Here is a 17,975-nt window from a genome sequence, read left to right as displayed (position 1 = left end):
GCGTCGCTATGCGGTTGCGGTGCGTGAGGGCACATCGCACGAAGGGGCCGTGCGCAAGAGGGTTCTGTGCAGTGGACCGATGCCGTCGCGAAGCGGCGCGCCTGAGCCGCCGTGCCGGGCGGCGACGATTTCGGCAAGCACCGACAGCGCGGTCTCGTCAGGGGTCGAACCACCAAGATCGAGTCCTAGGGGCGAGTGCAACCTCGCGAGGTCGACATCGGAGACGCCCTGCTCGCGCAACAAACCTGCCCGCACATTGACGGTGCTGCGCGCGCCCATCGCGCCGACGAAACCGACGGGCATCGACAGCGCAGCGCGCAATGCGGGTATGTCCTGCCTCGTGTCATGCGTCAAAACGCATATGGCTGTTCGCTCGTCGATGTCATCGGGTTGCAACCCTGCCAGATACTCGTGAGGCCAACCAGTGACCCGCTCGGTTGCGCCGGGGAATCGTTCCGCGGTCACCAGCGAGTCCCACGCATCGCACACTGTCACTGAGTACCCCGAAACCGATGCCACCCGGCACAGGGCGGCGGCATGTTCGCCTCCACCCAGAATGATCAGTCGCGGCGGCGGCGCGGAGGCAAGAATGAGAACGTCAGAGCCGGCATATGCTCCGGGAAGAAGGGCGCACTGGCGCTCGCGCAGAGCATTGTCGAGGGCAGCGTTGCTCGCTGTGTCGATCACGGTTCCCAGGGCATCCATGGCCAATATGCGACCCGCACTATGGCCTGAAATGATCAGGCCTACAGCGGTAACCCGGTGCGCCTCGGCTGCTTCGAGCGCGCTGATCGCTGCCGAGTCATCGGAGCGCAACGGGTACGCGATGACGTCGACGCTGCCACCGCAGGCAAGGCCCGCGGCGTGGGCGGCGTCGTCAGTGAAGCCGAACTGTGCCGTCTGTCCGGTGCCGGAGGCGATTGCGGTGAGCGCCAGCATCCCGGCGTCACTTTCTACACAACCGCCCGAAATCGAACCGATGATGGCGCCAGATTCAGTGACTGCCATCGAGGCACCCAGTCCGCGCGGTGCGCTGCGGGCCACGCCCGTGATCGTCACAATTGCGACCGATTCGCCGCTGCGCAATACGGACAGCACGTCTTTCGCGAGTTCGAACATGACCCCCACGCTAATTACCGTGTGTTTCGGACTCGATACGCTGTCGTAAATGTGTGAACCGGTCAGAGTCTGTGGATTGGTGCTCGCCGCGGGCGCTGGCACCCGCTACGGCCTGCCCAAGGGCCTCGCCCGAACCGACGATGACACGCCCTGGGTGCACCTATCGATAGCGATGCTCCACGACGCCGGGTGCGACGAAGTCATCGTGCTCGTGGGCGCTCGTGGGCAAGAAGTCGGTCTGCTTGTGGGCGAGCGGGCACGAGTTGTCGAGGTGCCCGACTGGGCTGACGGGCTCTCGGTCACAATTCGCGACGGACTGCAGGCTGCGGCGGGTTGCGATGTTGCCGTGATCACGCCGGTTGACACTCCCGGTGCTGCAGCGGGCGCGGTGCGCCGAGTGATCAGCCACCTCGATGCGCAGCCACGATCAGCGCTTGTGCAGGCAATGTACGGCGATAGGCCAGGCCATCCGGTGGCGGTGGGGCGAGAGCACTTCGAGCCGCTCGCGCGTGCACTCGTCGGCGACAGTGGAGCCCGCGCCTACCTCGCCGCTCACGCGGCGACCGAGGTGGACTGCGCCGATCTGTGGTCAGGCGCCGACATCGACACTCGTCACTAGCCCTGCTGTCAACCGTCGATCACGATATTCAGCGGCTCTTCGCCAGCTGCCAACCGGTCAATCTGTGCCTTCACCAGGCGTGCGATGCGAGGGCGCATCGCACTGGAGTTGCCACCGACGTGGGGTGCAATCAGCACACCGGGTTGATCCCAGAGTGGGTGCCCCTCGGGGAGCGGTTCGGGGTCGGTGACGTCGAGGGCCGCTCGAATGCGCCCTCGGCTGGTGTGTTCCACCAGCGCGTCGGTGTCGATGAGTGGACCGCGGCCGACGTTCACCACGAGTGCACCGTCGGGGAGGGCTGACAAGAAGGCGTCATCGACGATTCCGCGAGTGGCGTCGCTCCCGGGAAGCGAGATGACGACGATCTCAGTCTTGCGCAACAACTCTGGCATTTCAGCAACCGCACTCACCGGCATGCCATCTTCAACGCGAGCGCTCGATGCCACGGCGAACAGGTCGACCTCGAACGGCTTGAGGCGAGCGGCAATCGCCTTGCCCACGCCGCCGTAGCCGAGCAGCATGACTCGACGATCAGCGAGGCTCTCCGCGTTGTGTGAAAGCCAGCGGCCCTCGTCTTGGGCGCGCACGAAGTCGGGGATGCCGCGCTGTGCGGCGATCACTAGCCCGACAGCCAACTCGGCCGTGGAGGCTTCGTGCACAGTTGCGGCATTGGCGAAGCGCATGCCGCTCGGAAGAATCTCACGCACTCCGTCATAGCCGATCGACTGGCTCTGAACGAGACCCACGTCTACACCGTCAAGGCGCGACAGCATGCTCGACATCGACATGTAGGGTGGCACGACGAGGTCGATGCGCTGTGCGGGTGCGGGAGAATTCATCGCCCATACCCGCAACTCGACGCCGTCGGGCATGACGCCAAGATCGGTGGCGAGTTGGTCGCTGGGAACGGTCACGAAGATCGATGGGGTGCTCACCCTTCCACGCTAGCGGCGACTGGCCTACCGCGGCGCATGCTTGAGCGCTACTCTCGCGATACGGCTGACAAGTCGCACAAGGAGGCGCATGATGGTTCCCGAGATCAACTACTGGGCCGTGATTCTGGCCACGCTGTCGACAATGGTCGTCGGCTCGATTTGGTACACCCCGAAGGTATTCGGCACACGCTGGGCGAAGCTCGCCCATCTCGATCTGAATCGTGAGCTGACGCCATTAGCGGCGATGATGCCAATCATCGTCACCGTGTTAGTCAGCTTCGTGTCTGCGTGGGTGCTCGCTGGGGTCACGACGATCACATGGCACTTCTACGGCGGTAGTTACCTGCTCGTAGCGCTCGGCACCGGTGCGGTTCTGTGGGCCGGTTTTACGGCCGCGCGCTTCATCACGCACGACGCTTTTGAGGGCCGGCCAACATCGCTCACCGTGATGAACATCGCGCATGAACTGGTGACCGTGTTGGTGATGGCCATCATCATCGGCGTGTGGCCGCCCGCGGGAACGGTGTAGCCGGCGGCTATGCGGATGCGCCGACGACGGCCGAGATCGCGGAGGTGAAGAAACCGAGTCCGTCGATGCCCGAGCGCATGGCGGCTGGCGTGTTGGGGCCGAAGCCTTCCTCCACTGCGTGCTCGGGATGTGGCATGAGGCCCACGACATTGCCGCGCTCGTTGGCGATGCCGGCGATATCGCGCAACGAGCCGTTGGGGTTCACGCCCGCATAGCGGAATGCGACGAGCCCCTCACCCTCAAGACGGTCGAGTTCATCATCGGCAGCAATGTAGCCACCATCTGCATTCTTGAGCGGAATCACGATTTCTTGACCAGCACTGAAGTCTGAGGTCCACGCCGTGGACGTGCTCTCGACGACGAGCTTCTGGTCTCGGCGGATGAACTGTTGGTGCGCGTTGCGAATGAGGCCGCCTGGCAGCAGATGCGCTTCGACCAGCATCTGAAAACCGTTGCAGATTCCCAATACGGGCATACCCTTTGCCGCAGCAGCTTTGACCTCGACCATGATCGGTGCGAGCGCGGCGATTGACCCAGCACGCAAATAGTCGCCATAGCTGAACCCGCCGGGTAGTACGAGAGCGTCGACGCCGTCAAGGTCATGTGAGCCGTGCCAGAGGGCTACAGGGGTGGCGCCGGCAATCTCAATTGCGCGCTGTGCGTCACGGTCGTCTAGCGAACCGGGGAACGTGATGACCCCGATACGGGTGGTCACGCCACGACCTCGATGCCGACGACGTCTTCGATCACCGAGTTCGAGAGAATCTCGTCGGCGACGCGCTTTGCCTCGGCGAGCACCTCGTCGGTGACTTCACCATCAACGGTGAGCTCGAATCGCTTACCGATGCGCACCGAGGTGAAGTCTGAGACTCCCAAACGTGAGAACGCGCCTGAGACAGCCTTTCCCTGAGGGTCCAATAGCTCGGCCTTGGGCATGACGTCAACGACGATAGTGGGCATTAAAGGCTCCGGAAGTCGCGGAAAAGGGAACGCTGCAAGTCTACGTCGCGCCGCGGGTACGCACTGTCTCGGTGACGAAGTGGCCAATCTCGGAGTCGTAATCAAACTGTGACCGAGCGATGGGAGCGCTCCCTTGACTTTCGTGGGAGCGCTCCCGTACCGTGACAGGTGTCCGGTGGGAACGCTCCCACGGCAACGTGGCCAAGACAAAAGTGCCTAGCCGCAAACCTTGCAACACATATCCGACCCTGACAAACACAAAGGAGTGACAGTGAACTCTCGAGCCTTCCGCAGAAGCGCAGTGGCCGTCGCCGCTTTTTCAGCTTCCGCTATCGTCCTCGCCGGCTGCGCTGGTAGCAGCGATGACGCATCGACCGATTCGGGTTCTTCCGACGAGGAAATTACCCTCACGATCGCCACGTTCAACGACTTTGGCTACACCGATGAGCTCCTCCAGGAGTACATGGACGCCAACCCGAACGTGACCGTCGTGCACAACCGTGCCGCCGAGTCCGGTGACGCCCGTGCCAACTACTTCCAGAAGCTCGGCAAGGGCGGCTTGGCAGACGTTGAAGCAGTCGAGATTGACTGGTTCGCCGAAGCCATGCAGTACTCCGATCTGCTCGCCGAAGCTCCTGACAGCGTCAAGGGACGTTGGCTCGACTGGAAGGAAGCCGCGGCAACCGATCCTGACGGTCGTCTGGTCGGCTTCGGAACCGACATCGGCCCGCAGGCTATCTGCTATCGCGCAGACCTCTTCGAAGAAGCAGGCCTTGTCTCTGACCGCGACGAAGTTGCCGCTCTGTTCGAGGGCGACTGGAACAACTACCTCGACGTTGCAGACGAATACATGGCTGCCACGGGCAAGCCCATGATCGACTCGGCCAACTCGGTGCTCCAGGGCATCGTGAACCAGCTCGAGTACACCTACACCGAGCCCGACGGCGCCGTTATCGCGACGACCAACCCCGAGGTCTCCGCTGCATACGAGCTCGTCACCGAGCGTGCGATCCCCAACTCGGCATACGCCGGTCAGTGGTCGGATGACTGGTTCGCTTCGATGGCCAATGGCGAATTCGCCACCATGCTGTGCCCGGGCTGGATGCTCGGTGTGATCTCGGGCAGCGCGCCCGACGTCGAAGGCTGGGACATTGCTGATGTCTTCCCGAACGGTGGCGGCAACTGGGGCGGCTCTTACCTGACCGTTCCTGCAGACGGCGCCAACGTCGAGGCAGCTCTTGATCTGGCTGACTGGCTGACCGCCCCCGACCAGCAGGTCGCAGCGTTCGCTGAGGCTGGCACCTTCCCGAGCCAGCTCGAGGCGTACGAAAACCCGACGCTCACCGATGCAACTGACGAGTACTTCAACGACGCTCCCACCGGCCAGATTCTCTCTGACCGCGCCGAGGCCGTGACGGTTGCTCCGTACAAAGACGCCGTGTACTTCCAGTACCACGACGCTCTCCAGAACGCAGTGACTCGCGTCTTCGACGGAACCGAAGATGCAAACACCGCGTGGAACACCTGGGTCGCAGAGGTCGAAGCCTTCTGATGATCTGAATTGGTGGGGGCCGCGCCACGCGGCGCGGCCCCCACTGTTCTTCCCTCTGCCCGATCAGCCTCTATGGAGTCTCACGTGACCGCGACCGACACCCGCGCCCAGACGTCACCGGCATCGCCCGGTCCACGTGCCGGGCAGCCAAAGCCCCCGCTCTCTTTCAAGAACAAGATGAGTCGGTGGGACCTCAAATTCGCACCGTACGTCTATATCTCGCCGTTCTTCATCATGTTCGCGATCGTCGGGCTCTTCCCGATCGCGTTCACCGCGGTCATCTCGTTCCAAGAATGGGACCTCGTTCGAAACACCGGCTCATGGGTCGGATTCGAACAGTACGTCTGGATCCTCAATGATCCGAAGTTCTGGACGTCACTTCGCAATACCTTCAGCATCTTCTTGCTCTCGTCCGTGCCGCAGCTGGCGCTCGCGATCTTCATCGCCGCCATGCTTGACCGCAACATTCGGGCGAAGACTTTCTGGCGCATGAGTGTGCTTCTCCCCTTCGTGATGGCGCCCGTCGCCGTTGCCCTGATCTTCAGCAACATGTTCGGCGACAACCACGGCCTTGTGAACAACATCCTCGGCAGCATTGGTATCGCACCGATTGCCTGGCACGTTGACCCGTTCTGGAGCCACATCGCCATCGCGACGATGGTCAATTTCCGCTGGACCGGCTATAACGCACTGATCCTGCTGGCTGCGATGCAGGCTGTTCCTCGCGAGTTCTACGAAGCGGCCACCGTCGACGGCGCTGGCGCGTTCCGCCAGTTCTGGAGCATCACCCTCCCGTCGCTCAAGCCCACACTGATCTTCGTGGTGATCACCTCGACCATCGGTGGCCTGCAGATCTTCGACGAGCCGCGCATGTACGACAACGTCGGCGAGGGTGGAGCAGCCCAGCAGTGGCTCACCATCACGCTGTACCTCTACAACATCGGTTGGGGCGACTTCAACTTCGGTCGCGCTGCCGCGCTGGCCTGGATTCTGTTCATCATCATCCTGGTCATCGGAATGATCAACCTCCTCATAACTCGTCGCCTCGTACGCGATGAAGGAGGGCGTGGCGTTAAAACTCCGCGCCGTGGACGCAAGGGAGTCAAGCGATGAGCACCAATACCCCGCCCCTGGCGATCATGGAAGAAAGCATCCCCAACGATGCGATGTCCCCGCGCAAGAACCGCGCGCGAAAGATTCGCGGGATGCGTCCCGGATTCTGGGTCTACGCAGGACTCGGCGTGGTCGTCGTATCCGCGATCTTCCCGTACTACTGGTCTTTCCTCATCGGCTCCGGCGATGCATCCACGATCAACGATCCGAACATGTCGTGGTGGCCCGGCGGCAACTTCATCGACAATGCGATCTCGGTTGTCAACGACCCCGCGGTCAACTTCTGGTTGGCGCTGTGGAACTCGATCTACAGCTCGACGATCATCGCGCTGTCCGTGGTCGTGTTCTCGACTCTCGCGGGCTGGGCATTCGCAAAGCTCAAGTTCCGCGGCGGACCAGCACTGCTGGCCTTCGTCGTCGCGACCATGGCTGTTCCGATGCAGCTGGGTGTCGTGCCGCTGTACATCCTCTTCTCAGAGTGGGGCTGGACCGGAACGATCGGCGCGATCATCGTGCCGGCACTGATCACCGCTTTCGGTGTGTTCTGGATGACTCAGTACCTTACGCAGAGCGTTCCTGACGAGCTAATCGAGGCCGCCCGCGTTGACGGAGCCTCGCAGATCCGCACTTTCTGGACCGTTGGAGTCGTCGCTGCGCGACCCGCGGCAGCGATGCTCTTCCTCTTCACCTTCATCAACGCGTGGAACCAGTTCTTCTGGCCCTTCATCGTGCTAGACCGTTCGAGCCCGACCCTTCCGGTCGCGCTTTCACTGCTGCAGTCGAACTACTTCGTCGACTACTCGGTGGTGCTCGCCGGTGTGCTGCTTTCGACCATCCCGCTTCTTATCCTGTTTGCCTTCGCTGGCAAGCAGCTCGTGAGTGGCATCATGGCCGGTGCGGTCAAGGGCTAACACTGCCTTTCTGCCACAAGCACGCTTTCTCCTCCCCGATACACCTCAAGGAAGGACGCCGTCCACATGACTGCGACTACCCCCCGCGAATTCCCGTCGAACTTTCTCTTCGGAGCCGCGACCGCAGCCTTCCAGATCGAAGGAGCGGCTCATGAAGACGGCCGCCGTGATTCGATTTGGGACGCGTTCTGTCGAGTGCCAGAAGCAGTGATCAACGCTGACAACGGCGATGTGGCGTGCGATCACTACCACCGCTATGAAGGTGACGTCGCGCTGATGAAGTCGATGGGTCTGCAGACCTATCGCTTCTCAACGTCGTGGGCGCGAGTGCGCCCCGACGGTGGCGCAGTAAACGATCAGGGGGTCGACTTCTACAAGCGACTGGTCGATGAACTGCTCGACGCAGACATCTTGCCCTGGTTGACGCTGTACCACTGGGATCTGCCGCAAGCGCTGCAAGACGAGGGCGGCTGGGCGAACCGCGATACGGCTGAGCGCTTCACCGAGTATGCGCTCACGATGCACGACGCCTTGGGTGACCGCGTCAACGTGTGGACCACTCTCAACGAGCCTTGGTGCTCGTCGTTCCTCAGCTACACCGCCGGTGTTCATGCACCCGGGCACTACAGCATCGAAGAGGGCACGCTGGCTGCTCATCACCTGTTGTTGGGGCACGGACAAACGGTGCGCGAACTGCGCGCTCGTGACTCGTCCCTGAACCTCGGCATCACGCTCAACCTCACGGTCGCTGATCCGGTAGATCCTGAGAGCCCTGCCGATGTCGACGCCGCGCGCCGTATTGACGGCCAGTTCAACCGGTGGTTCCTTGACCCGATCTTCCGCGGTGAGTACCCGGCTGACATTGTCGAAGACATCAGAGGGGTGGATGCGGCAGCGATCGATTCGTTCGAGAAGGCCGTGCGACCCGGCGACCTTGACATTATTTCGACCGCGATCGATTCGCTCGGCGTCAACTACTACCACGGTGAGTTCGTGGGAGGGGAGGCTCCCGAAGTCGCGCCCGCCGCGGGCGACGCTCCCACCAATCGTGAGAGCGCGCCAGCGTTCCCTGCGTCGCAGAACATCCACTGGCACGAGCGCGGTCTCGATCGCACGTCGATGCACTGGGAGATTCAGCCCGAGGGGCTTACCCGCCTACTCAAGCGCGTTTCCGACGAATACAGCGCACCGAAGGGCGTGACGCTCTACGTCACCGAGAACGGTGCAGCCTTTGACGACGAGCGCGTCGTCGACGGCGGCGAGGTGCGTGTGCACGACGCCGATCGGGCCTCGTTCCTCACCGGTCATCTCGGCGCAATCCTTGACGCGATTGACGCGGGAGTCGACGTGCGCGGCTACTTCTACTGGTCGTTCCTCGACAATTTCGAGTGGGCCTGGGGCTACGAGAAGCGCTTCGGCATCGTTCGCGTCGATTATGACACCCAGGAACGCACTGTCAAGGACAGTGGACGTGAGTACGCCCGAGTGATTGGGGCGCGCGCGCTCTAACGCGCGACTAGCATCGCATTAAAGGAGCTGTCATGGGCATAGAGACGGTGCGTGACGCCGCCACGATCGAAGAGGTTGCCGCAGCAGCGGGCGTCTCTCGGTCGACGGTATCGCGCGTTGTCAATGGCTCAACAGCGGTCAGCCCCGAAGCGCTTGAATCAGTGCAGCGGGCAATCGCAGCGTTGAACTACGTGCCCAATCGCGCCGCTCGTTCGCTCGCAAGCCGACAGACTCACGCGATCGCGCTGATCGTTCCCGAAGACACGACGCGTTTCTTCGGCGATCCGTTCTTCGCCGCGGTCGTGTCTGGCATCCATTCGCGGCTGAGTCGGTCGAACTACGTGATGAACCTCTTCATTGCGAGTGATGACCCCGGTGACAAGACCACCAGCTATGTGCGAAGCGGCGCGGTGGATGGCGCGATTATCGTCTCGCACCACACCAGCGACCTTTTCATTGACCGCATCGCCAGCGCGGTGCCAGTCGTCTACGGCGGCAGGCCCGTACGTGAACGCGAACAGGATTACTACGTTGATGTCGACAACGTGCGTGGAGCTCATGACGCGACGACGTACCTGATCGAGTCGGGCTATAAGAGAATCGCGACGATCACCGGGTCGCTCACCATGCCCGCGGGCGTTGACCGGTTGCAGGGTTTTCGCGATGCCCTCGCCAAACACGGTCTCGATGAGATCGCGGTCGAGCCGGGCGGCTTCACATCAGAGGGCGGGGCAAACGCGATGCGTCGTATGCTCGCGCGTGATGCGCGGCCAGACGCCATGTTCTGCGCGAGTGATCTGATGGCGCAGGGCGCCATGGGTGTGCTCGCCGCCGCCGGCATGCGGGTTCCCGATGACATCGCCATCATCGGCTTTGATGACTCACCCGTCGCGCTTACGGTCGAGCCGCAACTGACGACGATGCGCCAGCCCTCGTTCACTCAAGGTGAGCAAATGGCAAACGTATTGCTCGATCGTCTTGCAGGCAACGACCCGCGCCACGTTACGATCCTCGAAACCGAGCTCATCCTTCGTTCCTCGGTGTAGCGGACGCATTCCGCAATGCGTGCGGCGGCGGCTTGCCCACGCGAGAGCGTGTGCACTTCGTAATACCCTCGTCAGCCATTGCGCATGCACCGCGGGGGAGGATAGAAGCATGAAGAGTGGAGCTGTAGTCGGACTGGTCATTGCAGGCGTGCTTGTGCTGGGTGTAGGCGGCGCAGTTGCCGTCTCGCTCACGAACGGTGACGAGAGCGAGACCGTCGCCGTCACGACCCCGTCGCCCGTAGAGACCGAGATGGTCGTTGACGACGTGAGCGATGACGATATGACCGAAGAGCCGACCGACGAGTCAGCGGGTGAAGCCGAAACCGACAGCGTGACTCCTGGCGCGTACGTCGAGTACAGCGAAGCTGCGCTCGCATCAGCCGAAGGCACCCCGGTGCTCTTCTTTCACGCCACGTGGTGCCCGCAGTGCCGCGCCCTCGACGAAGACATTCTCGCCTCGGGTGTGCCCGACGGAATCACGATCTTGAAGGTCGACTACGATTCGAACCAGGAACTTCGTCAGCAGTACGGGGTAACCCAGCAGACCACCCTCGTTGAACTCGACAGCAATGGTGAAGCGCTCACTACCTTCATCCCGTATGAAGACCCGTCGCTTGACTTCGCGCTTGCCGGTCTCGGTCTCACCGGCTGATGCTTGCTCTCACCCTGGTGTCGTTCGCCGCTGGCGTGCTCACCGTTCTTGCGCCATGCGTTCTTCCGTTGCTTCCGGTGATTGTCGGGGGCACGGCCGTGCGCACCGGTTCAGATGCGAAGCTCGCAGACAAGCAGTGGTTCCGCCCGCTCATCATCGCGGCATCTCTCGCCGTCTCGGTGGTCGCGTTCACCCTGCTGCTGAAGGCGACCACCGCTTTGCTAGGCATTCCCGCGTGGATCTGGCAGTCGATCTCGGGCATCATTGTCGCGGTACTAGGTCTGACGATGCTCTTTCCCATGGTGTGGGAGCGCCTGACGGTGCGCTTCGGGTGGCAAGCCGGTGGCGGTCGGCTGCTCGACGCGAGCTACCGCAAGGGCGGCCTCGGCGGTGACATTGCGCTCGGCGCAGCGCTTGGGCCCGCGTTCAGCAGCTGCAGCCCCACCTATGCGCTCATCATCGCGGCCGTGCTCCCCGCGTCGTTCGGTCTCGGCGTTGTGTATATCTCGGCGTATGCCATCGGGCTTGCTCTCGCACTGATGGGCATTGCGATTGCCGGCACGGCGCTGGTGCGAAAGCTCGGCTGGCTCGCAGACCCGCACGGAGTCTTCCGTCGGGTTATCGGTGGCTTGCTGGTTCTCGTGGGAGTCGCAGTGGCACTCGGATGGGACCGCCTCGTGCAGACCTGGATGCTTGAGCAGGGCTGGTATGCCCCGATCGAGAACCTTGAGCGGATGCTGCTGGGCTGAGCGCAGTTTGCCACTCGTGCGCGCCGGCCCGGTGGGCGTCAGCGACTGGTGAGCATTTCGATCAGCTCTCGGTAGCGCGCGGTGGTGCGCTCAACGATCTCGACGGGCAGCTCCGGGGGAGTGCCCTCCTTGTTCCAGTTGGCTGCAAGCCAGTCACGCACGATCTGCTTGTCGAAGCTGGCCATGCGCTCCTTGGGCGTGGTGCCCGATGCCCAAGCCGCAGCATCCCAATACCTCGACGAATCGCTCGTGAGCACTTCGTCGGCCAACGTGAGTACGCCATCCGCATCGGCACCGAACTCAAACTTCGTGTCGGCAAGGATCAAACCGTGCGCTTCTGCAAGAGCCGCGGCGCGTTCGTAGATTTCGAGCGAGGTGTCTCGCAACGCGGCCGCCGCGTCTGGTCCCACGAGTTCGACAGTCTGCTCGTACGAGATGTTCTCGTCGTGCTCACCCATCGGGGCTTTATAGGCCGGGGTGTAGATCGGTTCCGGCAGTCGGTCCCCGTCATTCAGCCCTTCCGGCAGAGCGATGCCGCATACGGTGCCGCTGGCCTGGTACTCGGCCCAACCAGAACCGGTGAGATAACCACGCACCACGCATTCGACGGGGTACATCTGCAGACCGCGCACGTGCATCGACCGACCCGAGACCGCACCGGGAATGTCGTTCTCGCCGTCGGCGACGAGGTGATTCGGGATGCTGCGCCCGCCGTCGAGACCGGCAAGCTGGGCAAACCACCACATGCTGAGGGTCGTGAGCAGCTCGCCCTTTCCGGTAATTCCAGGGCTGAGTACATGGTCAAACGCGCTGACTCGGTCACTGGCTACCACCAGCATCCGGTTCGAGACCTCACCGTCGGCGAGCTCGGCGGGAACGTAGAGGTCGCGCACCTTTCCTGAATAGACGTGCTTCCAGCCGGGCAGATCAGTCTCGTTCGTCACTCGCCCATTATTGCCGCATCTGTTCACGCGCGTTGGTTTGGTCGTGCTCGTCATCGCTGTGATCTGGTGACTGATGCAAGCAATAGCGGGCCGCAAGTCGTAGTGCTTCGTGGCTTCCCGTGTCGGACGCTAGGGTAGAACACCCTTTCAGCCCGGCAGGAGGAGCACCTTGTTCGAACTGAAGTCATGGCTCGGTCTCACGATCGTGTTGAGCATTGCACTGATCGCCGCGGTAGTGGTTGCTCTCGTGGTCGCGGCAGCGCTCAAGCGTGTTTCGCGAAAGAAGCGCTGGCCTGCCACCCTTTCTGCGACGGTACGTGCACCCTTCAGAGTGCTGATCGTCGTCGTTGCGTTGTGGATCGCATTTCTACTTTCGTGGCCCGCGCCTGATTCTTCCGAAACGGTAGCGCATGGGCTCGTTATCACGACCATCGCCGCAGCCGCCTGGTTTATCAGTGCAGCGATCTCGTTCGGGTTCGGTGTTGCGATGGCACGGTTGCCACTGGGCACGAAAGACAATCTGGTCGCTCGGCGCCGGCAGACGCAGCTCACGCTGATCCGCCGACTGCTCGTCGCTGTGGTGGTCGTTTTTGCCGCTGGCGCGATTCTCGTCACCTTTCCCGCTCTCGCAACGATCGGCACAAGCTTGTTGGCTTCGGCGGGTGTGGCAGGGATCGTGGCGGGCCTTGCCGCTCAATCGACGCTCGCCAGCGTGTTCGCGGGGGTGCAGATCGCTTTCAGCGACGCTGTCCGCGTTGATGACGTGGTGGTCGTCGAGGGCGAGTGGGGTCGCATCCAGGAGATCACACTGACCTATGTGGTCGTGCACATCTGGGACGACAGACGGTTGGTGTTGCCGTCGACGTACTTCACCACCACGCCGTTCGAAAACTGGACCCGCCGCTCAAGCGAACTCCTGGGTTCTGTCGAGTTTGACCTCGATTGGCGGGTGAGGCCCTCTGAGATGCGCGAACAGCTCGACCTCGTTCTTGAGCGCACCGATTTGTGGGACCGACGCGCCAAAGTGCTGCAGGTGACAGAGGCGGTGAACAACACTGTGCGGGTGCGCATTTTGCTGACGGCCGTTGATGCACCAACGCTGTTTGATCTTCGCTGTTTTGTGCGCGAGGAGTTCGTCGAGTGGTTGCACGATAAGAAGGCCGCTCTGCCGGTTTCTCGCGTGCAACTCGTGAGCGAGCCAGTCCTCGAAGAGCCGAGTCCCAGCCCAGAGTCGAGCGACCAGCACTCCGGTTTGTTCACGGGATCAGCCGAAGGTGAAGAGCGTGCCGAGCAGTTCACCGGATCAATCACCACAATCGACGCAGACGAGGCGGCCCGCTGGAACAGCGAGCGCTAGAACGCCTCGTAGGCAAGTCGCTCAGGCCATGTCGGCCTGGGGTGGCCCTGTATCGGCTCAGACGACCTTTGCCGCGATATCACCGCGAAACTGGCCGCCGTCGAGCGTGATCTTGCCCAGAGCGTCATATGCGAGCGCGCGTGCTTCAGCGAAGGAGTCTGCGGCGGCAACGACGCTCAGCACTCGACCGCCGGTCGCGATGAGTGAGCTTTCGCTATCGGTGGTGGCCGCGTGGGCGATATGCACGCCTTCGGCCGATGCTGCAGCATCCAGGCCCCCGAGTGGGCGACCGGTGACGGGAGCCTGCGGGTAGCCTTCGCTCGCCAGCACCACGGTGATGGCCGCGTCAGTCGAGAACGACGGGCGCGCGAAGTCTTCCAGATGACCCGACGCGGCCGCCAGCAGCAGTTCCGAGAGCGGGTCGATCAGGCGGGGCAACACGACCTGCGTTTCGGGGTCACCGAAGCGCGCGTTGAACTCGATGACCTTGATGCCCTGCTCGGTGAGGATCAAGCCTGCATAGAGAAGACCGATGAACGGCGTGCCTTCGGCGTCGAGCTGACGGATCACAGGCTCAGCGACGTCGCGAGTGACCAAATCGACAAATGCCGCTTCGCTGCCGAACTGCTCGCCCAGCCACGGCAGAGGTGAGTAGGCGCCCATACCGCCGGTGTTCGGACCCTCGTCGCCGTCGAGAAGACGCTTGAAGTCTTGGGCGGGGCTGAGCGGCAACACGTGATCGCCGTCGCTGAGAAAGAACAGCGACACCTCGGGGCCAGAGAGAAACTCTTCAACCAGAACTGCGCCGGTCGGCAGGTACGTATCGGCGTGTTCAAGGGCCGCGGCGCGATCGTCGGTCACGATAACGCCCTTGCCGGCAGCGAGCCCATCGGCCTTCACGACGTAGGGCGCGCCGAACTCGTCGATCGCCGCCTCGACCTCGGCACGGGTGACAGCGCGCGACGCGCGGCCGGTGGGAACGCCCGCGGCATCCATCACTCGCTTGGCGAACGTCTTGGATCCTTCAAGCTGTGCGGCAGCCTTGCCCGGACCAAACACCGGAATACCGCGCTCGCGCAACGAGTCAGCAACGCCGGCGACGAGGGGAGCTTCGGGTCCGATCACCACCAGGTCGATCGAGTTCTCAAAGGCGAACGTGGTGACCCCGGCCGGCGAGTTGGCATCCAGTGGCACCAACGTGGCGTCTTGCGCAATGCCCGCATTTCCCGGAGCGGCGAAGATATCGTGAGCGGCCTCCTCTGCACGAAGAGCGAGGATGATGGCGTGCTCGCGCGCGCCCGAACCGAGGACCAGAATCTTCACCCCGCAAGCCTACCGATCCTTGCTCGCCCGCACAGGCTCTGAGAATTCGGGCGTAGCGTGGGCCCATGCCACGCAGCATCTCTACCGCCGACGGGCGCTCCGCGTTGGAGGCCGTGCGAATCGCCTCTGCGTCGAGTGCGGTCCCCGCGCGCACTGACCTCGCTACCGCGGTGCGCTACCTTTTGCAGCTGCTCGCAGAGAAGGCGCCTGGCCACAGTGTGGAGGTGCGCGTGCCGCCGTTCGGTGCTGTGCAGGTGGTTGAAGGACCACGTCACACTCGCGGCACACCACCGAACGTTGTTGAGATGGAGCCACTTACCTGGATCGCGCTGGCGACGGGTCAACAAGAGTGGATGGATGCTACGGCCGCCGGCCGCATCTCGGCATCGGGAGTGCGCGCCGACGTCTCTGACCTGCTGCCGTTGCGCCCATAGCTGGCGCGCTCACGCGCAGTCGGTGGGACAATAGGAGCATGGCTGAGCACGTTGACGACCACATCGAGACCGTTCGCGTGCGTCGCGCTCCCAAGATGTCGGTGTTCCTGCTGCTCGGAGCGGCGCTCGGAGTCTTCGTCGCGATGATCTTGACCTTCGCTTTCGATGGTTCCGATCAGGCGAGCCCCAACACCGGTTTTGTATATTCGCAGATGCAGGTCTTCGGATTCGTCACGCTGATCTGCGTGCCGATCGGGATCGCGCTCTTCGGTTTCATCGCCGTGATGCTCGACCGGCGGGCATCACGCCATGCTCGTGACGTAGTCGTTGACCACGAAACGGTCCGAGGCGAGAGCGAATAGAACGCTCAAGCCAGTTCGGCAATGATCGGGTTGATCGCGGCATCGAAAGCGACGACATCTCCGCGAAGCCCGTCAGTGACGGCGATCGTGAGCGAACCGACCCACCACAGTCCGCGCTGGCTCAGCGGCAGCACCTGAACGTTGAGCTCGAACGAATGCGCGCGGCGGCCCACTTGTCGCTCGTATTCCGCGATCGCACTCGCATATGCGCGGTAGCTGACACCGCTTCCTACGTCTTTTCGATAGCGCGCGTGCGCTGATTGCGCGAACGCGAGCGCTTCACTCGCGTGGGGCAGCGCAGCATCCCTCAGTTCAGAAGCACCATCCGCGGGCAGCGCCAGCAGAGTTTCGTATCCGTCGACCAATTCGAGCGGAACCGGGGAATGATGCATCTCAGGCTCGATGGTCATCTCCCAGAGAACTCGCCATTGCGCCTCGAGTTCAGCTTGACCGGAACGCGCTCCGTCGTCCGTGGGCGGAGCGACGCCGCGCAGATTCGGCAGCTCATCGGGGTAGCGAATGCCGAGCACCTGGCGCAGATAGAGGGCAAGAAGAACCGGCTGACCGGCGTCTTCGCGGATCAGCCATTCCGGCATTCCGGTGCCACCCATGCGGCCATTGTAGGGGCGCATGTGCGAAGGGTGCAGAAGTTGAGCGCTTCAGAGCGGGAGATCGCATCGACTCCCTCGCCGACCCGGGTAGTCTGGAGCCGTGGTCACCCCTTCTCGTGATGCCTCTGCGAACCCCTATGCGGCCGCTGGCGTAGATACTGCTGCCGGCGATCTTGCTGTTGAACTGATGAAGTCTGCCGTGCGCCGCACGCACGGACCCGAGGTGCTCGGTGGCGTCGGAGGCTTCGCAGGCCTCTTCGATGCCAGTGCACTGCTCGGCTACACCAAGCCGCTGCTGGCAACCAGCACCGACGGCGTAGGCACCAAAGTCGCAATCGCCCAAGCAATTGACAAGCACGACTCGATTGGGCTCGACCTCGTTGGCATGGTCGTCGACGACATCGTCGTTGTGGGAGCGAAACCGCTCTTCATGACCGACTACATCGCGTGTGGCAAGGTTTTTCCGGAACGCATCGCAGACATTGTGCGCGGTATTGCGCAGGGCTGCTCCGAGACGGGCACTGCGCTCGTCGGCGGTGAGACTGCGGAACATCCCGGTTTGCTCGGTGTGAACGATTACGACGCTGCGGGCGCGGCGACGGGCGTGGTGGAAGCTAATCAGGTTCTCGGCGCCGAGCGCGTGCAGAACGGCGACGTTGTGCTGGCGCTCGCCTCGAGCGGCCTGCACTCGAACGGATACTCGCTGGTGCGCCACATCGTCGCCAGCGCGGGTATTCAGTACGGCGACCGCGCGGTCGACCTCGGCAGCAGCATCACCTGGGGTGAGGCACTTCTTGAGCCGACGCGTCTGTATACGACCCCTCTGCTTCACCTCATCGAAGGTCTGGGCGACGCGGTGCACTCGCTGAGTCATGTCACCGGAGGCGGAATCGCCGCCAACCTGGCACGGGTGCTGCCGCAGAACACCTGGGTCGACGTGGACCGCTCGACGTGGTCGCCACCAGCTACCTTCCGTGTGCTGGCAGACCTCGGCGGCCTCGATATCGAATCAACCGAAGGCACCTGGAACCTGGGGATCGGTTTTCTCGCAGTTGTGTCTGCAGACCAAGCGGATGCGGCAATCGCTGCTCTCGTGCGCGATGGCATTCACACGTGGCAGGTAGGCGTGGTGCGCACCGATGCACTTCCCACGGGAGAATTTGAGCAGGGGGCGAAGGGTGTGGACGGCGGAGCTGTTCGACTCGTCGGTTCTTACGCAGACGGCTCGGCCGTGAACGGAGCAGAGTAAT

Annotated in this window: 20 protein-coding genes; 13 read left to right on the top strand and 7 right to left on the bottom strand. The window is 62.8% G+C overall.

Annotated elements, in window-relative coordinates:
• Nucleotides 1-6: 6 nt before the first annotated feature.
• Entirely contained in the window at nt 7-1,119 is a 1,113-nt protein-coding gene (locus AB0O81_RS07675) for an XdhC family protein (RefSeq protein ID WP_363582899.1), read from the bottom strand.
• Nucleotides 1,120-1,168: 49 nt separating this feature from the next.
• On the opposite strand from AB0O81_RS07675, the gene AB0O81_RS07670 reads away from it, so the two are divergent.
• A complete protein-coding gene (locus tag AB0O81_RS07670) occupies nt 1,169-1,738 on the top strand; it encodes an NTP transferase domain-containing protein (protein ID WP_363582897.1) in 570 nt (189 codons plus the stop codon).
• Nucleotides 1,739-1,746: 8 nt separating this feature from the next.
• Here AB0O81_RS07670 and AB0O81_RS07665 read toward each other — a convergent pair whose 3' ends face one another.
• A complete protein-coding gene (locus AB0O81_RS07665) occupies nt 1,747-2,673 on the bottom strand; it encodes a 2-hydroxyacid dehydrogenase (protein ID WP_363582895.1) in 927 nt (308 codons plus the stop codon).
• A 91-nt stretch (nt 2,674-2,764) separates the two neighbouring features.
• Here AB0O81_RS07665 and AB0O81_RS07660 point away from each other — a divergent pair, with 91 nt between their 5' ends.
• On the top strand, nt 2,765-3,202 hold the full coding sequence (locus AB0O81_RS07660) for a DUF1761 domain-containing protein (protein WP_363583366.1): 438 nt from the start codon (nt 2,765-2,767) through the stop codon (nt 3,200-3,202).
• A gap of 7 nt (nt 3,203-3,209) precedes the next feature.
• Here the strand turns inward: AB0O81_RS07660 and purQ are convergent, their stop codons facing one another.
• Both purQ and purS read right to left on the bottom strand, forming a co-directional pair.
• Nucleotides 3,210-3,917, bottom strand: coding sequence for a phosphoribosylformylglycinamidine synthase subunit PurQ (purQ, locus tag AB0O81_RS07655; protein ID WP_363582893.1), 708 nt, complete (start codon nt 3,915-3,917; stop codon nt 3,210-3,212).
• Nucleotides 3,914-4,162: a phosphoribosylformylglycinamidine synthase subunit PurS gene (gene purS / locus AB0O81_RS07650; RefSeq protein WP_363582891.1), complete on the bottom strand. Its 249-nt coding sequence runs from the start codon at nt 4,160-4,162 to the stop codon at nt 3,914-3,916. The genes purQ and purS overlap by 4 nt, the downstream gene beginning before the upstream one ends.
• A 271-nt stretch (nt 4,163-4,433) precedes the next feature.
• Between purS and AB0O81_RS07645 the strand changes: the two genes are divergently transcribed.
• The 7 genes from AB0O81_RS07645 (at nt 4,434) to AB0O81_RS07615 (ending at nt 11,694) form a co-directional block, all read left to right on the top strand.
• Entirely contained in the window at nt 4,434-5,714 is a 1,281-nt protein-coding gene (locus tag AB0O81_RS07645; protein WP_363582889.1) for an ABC transporter substrate-binding protein, read from the top strand.
• A gap of 84 nt (nt 5,715-5,798) precedes the next feature.
• Nucleotides 5,799-6,827, top strand: a complete 1,029-nt coding sequence (locus AB0O81_RS07640; protein ID WP_363582887.1) for a sugar ABC transporter permease — start codon at nt 5,799-5,801, stop codon at nt 6,825-6,827.
• Entirely contained in the window at nt 6,824-7,738 is a 915-nt protein-coding gene (locus AB0O81_RS07635; RefSeq protein ID WP_363582885.1) for a carbohydrate ABC transporter permease, read from the top strand. The genes AB0O81_RS07640 and AB0O81_RS07635 overlap by 4 nt, the downstream gene beginning before the upstream one ends.
• Nucleotides 7,739-7,804: 66 nt before the next feature.
• Nucleotides 7,805-9,247, top strand: a complete 1,443-nt coding sequence (locus AB0O81_RS07630) for a GH1 family beta-glucosidase (RefSeq protein WP_363582883.1) — start codon at nt 7,805-7,807, stop codon at nt 9,245-9,247.
• 32 nt (nt 9,248-9,279) lie between these two features.
• Nucleotides 9,280-10,293 (top strand): LacI family DNA-binding transcriptional regulator, encoded by a 1,014-nt coding sequence (locus AB0O81_RS07625; RefSeq protein ID WP_363582881.1) that lies wholly within the window; start codon nt 9,280-9,282, stop codon nt 10,291-10,293.
• A 109-nt stretch (nt 10,294-10,402) separates the two neighbouring features.
• Nucleotides 10,403-10,945, top strand: a complete 543-nt coding sequence (locus AB0O81_RS07620; protein WP_363582879.1) for a thioredoxin family protein — start codon at nt 10,403-10,405, stop codon at nt 10,943-10,945.
• A complete protein-coding gene (locus AB0O81_RS07615) occupies nt 10,945-11,694 on the top strand; it encodes a cytochrome c biogenesis protein CcdA (protein WP_363582877.1) in 750 nt (249 codons plus the stop codon). Before AB0O81_RS07620 ends, AB0O81_RS07615 begins: the two co-directional genes overlap by 1 nt.
• Nucleotides 11,695-11,732: 38 nt before the next feature.
• Here the strand turns inward: AB0O81_RS07615 and AB0O81_RS07610 are convergent, their stop codons facing one another.
• On the bottom strand, nt 11,733-12,638 hold the full coding sequence (locus AB0O81_RS07610; protein WP_363582875.1) for a phosphoribosylaminoimidazolesuccinocarboxamide synthase: 906 nt from the start codon (nt 12,636-12,638) through the stop codon (nt 11,733-11,735).
• Between the two features lie 169 nt (nt 12,639-12,807).
• Here AB0O81_RS07610 and AB0O81_RS07605 point away from each other — a divergent pair, with 169 nt between their 5' ends.
• A complete protein-coding gene (locus AB0O81_RS07605) occupies nt 12,808-13,995 on the top strand; it encodes a mechanosensitive ion channel domain-containing protein (protein ID WP_363582873.1) in 1,188 nt (395 codons plus the stop codon).
• A gap of 57 nt (nt 13,996-14,052) precedes the next feature.
• On the opposite strand, the gene purD is transcribed toward AB0O81_RS07605, so the two are convergent.
• Nucleotides 14,053-15,318 carry a phosphoribosylamine--glycine ligase gene (purD, locus tag AB0O81_RS07600; protein ID WP_363582871.1) on the bottom strand — a complete coding sequence of 422 codons (1,266 nt, stop codon included), beginning with the start codon at nt 15,316-15,318 and terminating at the stop codon, nt 14,053-14,055.
• A 65-nt stretch (nt 15,319-15,383) separates the two neighbouring features.
• On the opposite strand from purD, the gene AB0O81_RS07595 reads away from it, so the two are divergent.
• Nucleotides 15,384-15,752 (top strand): sterol carrier family protein, encoded by a 369-nt coding sequence (locus AB0O81_RS07595; RefSeq protein ID WP_363582869.1) that lies wholly within the window; start codon nt 15,384-15,386, stop codon nt 15,750-15,752.
• 38 nt (nt 15,753-15,790) lie between these two features.
• Nucleotides 15,791-16,114, top strand: coding sequence for a potassium transporter Trk (locus tag AB0O81_RS07590; protein ID WP_363582867.1), 324 nt, complete (start codon nt 15,791-15,793; stop codon nt 16,112-16,114).
• Nucleotides 16,115-16,119: 5 nt separating this feature from the next.
• Here the strand turns inward: AB0O81_RS07590 and AB0O81_RS07585 are convergent, their stop codons facing one another.
• Nucleotides 16,120-16,725 carry a zinc-binding alcohol dehydrogenase gene (locus tag AB0O81_RS07585; RefSeq protein ID WP_363583364.1) on the bottom strand — a complete coding sequence of 202 codons (606 nt, stop codon included), beginning with the start codon at nt 16,723-16,725 and terminating at the stop codon, nt 16,120-16,122.
• Between the two features lie 100 nt (nt 16,726-16,825).
• Between AB0O81_RS07585 and purM the strand changes: the two genes are divergently transcribed.
• Nucleotides 16,826-17,974 carry a phosphoribosylformylglycinamidine cyclo-ligase gene (gene purM, locus AB0O81_RS07580; protein WP_363582865.1) on the top strand — a complete coding sequence of 383 codons (1,149 nt, stop codon included), beginning with the start codon at nt 16,826-16,828 and terminating at the stop codon, nt 17,972-17,974.
• The last annotated feature ends 1 nt before the right edge of the window (nt 17,975 follow it).

This window comes from Microbacterium sp. NPDC076911 (assembly GCF_040687125.1).
In the GTDB taxonomy this organism is placed as follows: domain Bacteria; phylum Actinomycetota; class Actinomycetes; order Actinomycetales; family Microbacteriaceae; genus Microbacterium.
Note: the sequence above shows the minus strand (reverse complement) of the source record. Positions and strands in the feature narration are given on the sequence as shown.